Genomic DNA, 4,765 nt, shown 5'->3' with positions numbered 1-4,765 from the left:
ACGCAACTCAAACTAAAGTTCTTGACGTTGACGGTAAACAATTGGTTAAAGTTGTTTCATGGTATGACAACGAAATGTCTTACACTGCACAACTTGTTCGTACTCTTGAATACTTCGCAAAAATTGCTAAATAATTCATCTGTATGATGAGAGGAGGGTAACCTCCTCTTTTTTTGTACATTTTTTAGTTCCTCCTCACCTTATTATAGGATTTGCTAAAATGAATTGACAGACCTCTCTTTAAAGGGGTAAACTAAATCTGAGTGAAGATTTCCAATTGAGAAAAATGTAAGCGATTGCATGTGAATGAAGGAGGAGTGTTTTAGGAGATTGGAAATCAGTAAAATAAGATGGAGGTCAAGATGAAAGGTCATCAATTTGAAAAACAACAACGTTTTAGTATCCGAAAGTTTAGTGTGGGAGTTTGTTCTGCATTGATTGGATTGGCATTTTTAGGAACGGGGGCAGTCTCAGCAGATGAGACGCATACTACTAATGAACAACCCTTAGAAGCTTCCACAGCAAATACGGAAGATGTCAATCATTTGATTAGAGAAGCTGGCGTCTACACTGCAGATGCTACCTTACCAACGACAGAAACAGCAAAACCAGTTGAGGAGGCAACTCCAACTACGACAGAGGCTGGTCCTGCTAGCACAGAAGCTAGCCCGACGACGACAGATACTCCAGCCGTTTCAGCGACGGAACAACCAAAAGTAGCTGCAGAAAAAGTGGAAGATTTACCAACCAATGAAGAAAAACAATTAAGACCAAAAGAGGTCAAATTTGATACTTGGGATGATTTGTTGAAATGGGAACCTGGTAAACGAGTAGATGATGATTTGAACCGAGCAAGTGTTCCCCTTGCTAGCCGTTTTCAAGGGAAGCAAATCAACGAGCAAGCCAACCCAGAAGCAAAGATCCAAGCCCTTTCTAACATGAACTCAAAGGCTAAGGATCATGCTTCAGTCGGTGGGGAAGAGTTTAAGGCTTATGCTTTTGACTACTGGCAATATTTGGATTCTATGGTCTTTTGGGAAGGACTTGTCCCTTCAGCAGACGTGATTGATGCGGCCCACCGAAATGGGGTTCCCATCTACGGTACACTCTTTTACAACTGGTCTAGTAACATCAAGGATCAAGAGCGCTTTGCAGAAACCTTGAAAGAAGATAGTGAAGGCTCAAAAACCTTCCCGATTGCTCGGAAATTGGTTGATCTAGCCAAGTACTATGGTTTTGATGGCTACTTTATCAACCAAGAAACAACAGGGAACTTAGTAGAGCCTTTGGGGCCAAAATTAAGAGATTTCCTTCTTTATACCAAGGAATATGCGAAGAGCGTCAACTATCCGATCAAGTATTCTTGGTATGATGCCATGACTTATGAATATGGTCGCTACCATGAAAATGCTCTGGGTGAATACAACTACAATTTCATGCAGCCTGAAAATGGCGAAAATCCAGTTGATACCTTCTTTGCTAACTTTAACTGGGGCAAATCAGAAGTTGATTATTCGATTAGTACAGCCAAATGGATTAACCGCAATCCTTATGATGTTTTAGCGGGTCTCGAGCTCCAAAAAGGAGGTTCTTATAAGACCAATGTCGACTGGAATGCCATTTTAGATGAACATGGCAAATTACGCCTTTCTCTTGGTCTTTATGCACCTGATACCATTACGGGTCTAGGAAAGACGGGAGAAGGTTACCATACCCATGAAGATCTATTCTGGACTGGCTTTCAAGGGGATCCAACCAAAGGAAAACCAGCAGACCAATCTTGGTACGGGATGTCCAATCTGGTAGTGGACAAAACACCAATTACAAGTGCTGATTTCAATACGTCCTTCAATACTGGTCACGGAAAACACTGGTTTGTCGATGGCAAGATTTCTAAAGAAGGGGAGTGGAACTACCGTTCTGTTTCTGGCTACCTTCCAACATGGCGCTGGTGGGTAGAGCATAGTGAAGATAGCACTCCATTGAAAGGACGCTATGATTTTGATCAAGCCTACAATGGAGGGAACTCTCTAGCCTTTGAAGGAGATCTGAAAGCCAATAGCAGTCAAAATGTCATGCTTTATTCGACCAAGATCCCTGTGACAGAAACGACCAAGTTGAGCGTCTCTCATAAGGGTGGTGTCGGAGCTGCTGCTTGGGTAGCTGTTGCCACAAAAGAAGACTACTCCGAATATGTATGGAAGGAATTGACACCTAGCGCAGATTGGTCAACTCAAACCTTCGATTTGGGAGGCTTGGCGGGTAAGACCATTTATGCGATTAAATTATTCTTTGACCATGATACAGATGTCAAAGATTACAAGTTCAACCTCGGTCAATTGTCGATTACGTCGAACCAAGAAAAACCAGCTGCTCCTTCTGAAGTAACTGTGCAAGGCAAACGCCTACAAAATGCGCAAGAAGCAGAAGCGGTCCTCAATTTTAAAGGGGTTGCGGACGCAGATTATTATGAAGTCTATGAAAAAGATGGCGACAACTGGCGCCTCTTAACAGGGTCTTCTGCGACAACCGTCTATCTACCAAAAGTTAGCCGTTCAGCAAGTGCTGAAGGAAAGACGCAGGAACTCAAAGTTGTAGCAGTTGGAAAGAACGGCCAACGTTCAGATGCAGGAACTGTAGCCTTTGATTGGGGTATGACAGTGTCAGATACCAGTCTTCCAAAATCCCTAGCACCAAACGTGGTCATCGGAGCCAAAGTCATTGGTTCGAGCTTCCCAGATGCGGATGGTAGTGAAGGCATCGAGGGGATGTTAAATGGTACCATTACAAGTCTTTCAGATAAATGGTCTTCTGCTCAATTGAGTGGAACCGTCGATATTCGCTTGACACAACCACGGACCATTGTTCGTTGGGTGATGGACCATGCCGGTGCGGGTGGAGAATCTGTCGACGATGGCAAGATGAATACCCGTGACTTCGACCTTTACTACAAGGATGAAGTGGGTGAATGGAAGCTTGCTAAGGAAGTTCGTGGCAATAAAGCCCATGTGTCCGACATTACACTCGACCATCCAATCAAGGCTCAAGAATGGCGTCTCCATGTCATTACGGCAGATAACGGAACCCCATGGCAAGCCATCCGGATTTACAACTGGAAGATGTATGAAAGTCTGGATACGGAAACGGTCAACATCCCGATGAAACATGCTGCAGCGCAAAACTTAGGCAATCATTTTGTCCAAGTCGGCTTCAAAGATGTTCCGGCCAATGCCACACTGACTCTTTATGCTGATAAAGAAGCGACCAGTCCAATTGCGACCATGACAGCCGATCAAGCTGGAAATCTGATCTTTAAACCACTGGCTTTTGAATCAACCCCATCTCTTCTCTACTATCGTGCGCAAGAACCTGGCAAAGATATCAGTAATGTTCTAGCGATAGAAGTTCCAAAAAATGATAAAGAAATTGCGGGACTTCAATTTGAAGATGGTTTGACCAAGAAGGTTTACCGGGAAGGGGATGCTCTTTCCTTGAAAGGGGCGACTCTCCGTGTTCATTATAAAGATGGCCAAGCAGATCAACTGGTCAACCTCACCAACTCAGGTGTAGAGATTCATGGATTTGACAGTAGCAAGCTTGGAGAACAACACCTAGAAGTTTCTTACCTTGGTCAGAAATTGGATAAGACTCTCACTGTTTTTGTGGTCAGTGCAGAGGAAGCAGGTGAAAAAACAGTTGCTGGTCTAGAATTGACCGACAAACCAAAAGTAGAATATATCGTCGGAGAAGCATTGGAAAAAGAAGGCGGACGCTTTACAGTTGTCTTTGATGATGAAACAACGGAAACGCACGCCTTGACCGATGAAGGGGTTGAAGTAACTGGCTTTGATGCGAGCAAGGAAGGCCGTCAAACCATCACTATCCATTACAAAGGAGCTAGCACAAGCTTTGATGTCCTCGTTAATCCAAAACCAGCTCTCAACGATGAATACCTCAAGCAAAAATTGGCTGAAGCTGAAGCTGCAAAAGCCAAAGTAGACTTTACATTTGCCAGTCCTGAAGTCAAAGAAGCCTTGTTGGCTGGAATGGCTGCTTCTGAAAAAGTCTTGAAAGAACATGATACCAGCACACAAGATCAAGTCAATGAGCAGTTGAACCAATTGACCGCTCTCTTGAAAGCCTTGGATGGACAAGCTAATCTAGTCAAAGAGAAAGAAGCTCTTTCTGCTCTGACAGAGGAAGCGACCGCTCTATTAGCAAGTAAGCCAAATCACCCTTCTGGTGACGCTTTACAGGCACTGGTTGAGAAAAATAAAGAACTCCTAGACTCTTCAGAGCTCACTCCTGAAGCGCTTGCAACCGCAAAAACTGGTCTAGAAACCTTGATTGCGCTCCTGAAAGAAGATAAGCCAGCGGTCTTTGTAGACCCTGTGACTGGAGTCGAAGTTCAATTCTCTAACTTGGAGCCTACTGCTATTAAGGGACTAAAAGTCGCGAAAGTTGAAGCCAATCAGGCAGAAAAAGAAGAGCTGAAGGGACGAGGAGCGACTATCTTTGATATCGAAGGAGTCGATGCAAGTGGTCAGGATGTCGATACCCAGCATCCATCCCTTGTGAAAATCCCTGTGGATAAGGATAAAGAAGTGGAGCAAGTTCTCTTCTTCCCAGAAGGTCAAGCACCTCAATCCTTAGCCTTTGAGCGAGAAGGAGATACCGTTATCTTTACAGCTCCTCACTTTACCCACTATGCGATTGTCTATAAGTCAGCAAAAACGGAAGGACCAGATCAACCGATCCAACCAGA

The 4,765-nt window shown here is 44.1% G+C and carries 1 protein-coding gene and 1 pseudogene; both read left to right on the top strand.

The genetic code is table 11. From position 1 onward, the window contains the following. Positions 1 to 134, top strand: a pseudogene (locus QZ158_RS07800) (type I glyceraldehyde-3-phosphate dehydrogenase); the annotation flags it as partial. Positions 135 to 362: 228 nt separating this feature from the next. Next, positions 363 to 4,765, top strand: a 4,403-nt coding sequence (locus QZ158_RS07795) for a bacterial Ig-like domain-containing protein (protein ID WP_293887367.1), incomplete at its 3' end; no start/stop codon positions are given.

This window comes from Streptococcus sp. A12, assembly GCF_905372335.1.
GTDB lineage: Bacteria > Bacillota > Bacilli > Lactobacillales > Streptococcaceae > Streptococcus.
The sequence above is the reverse complement of the archived record's forward strand: the minus strand, read 5'-3'. Positions and strand labels throughout refer to the sequence as shown.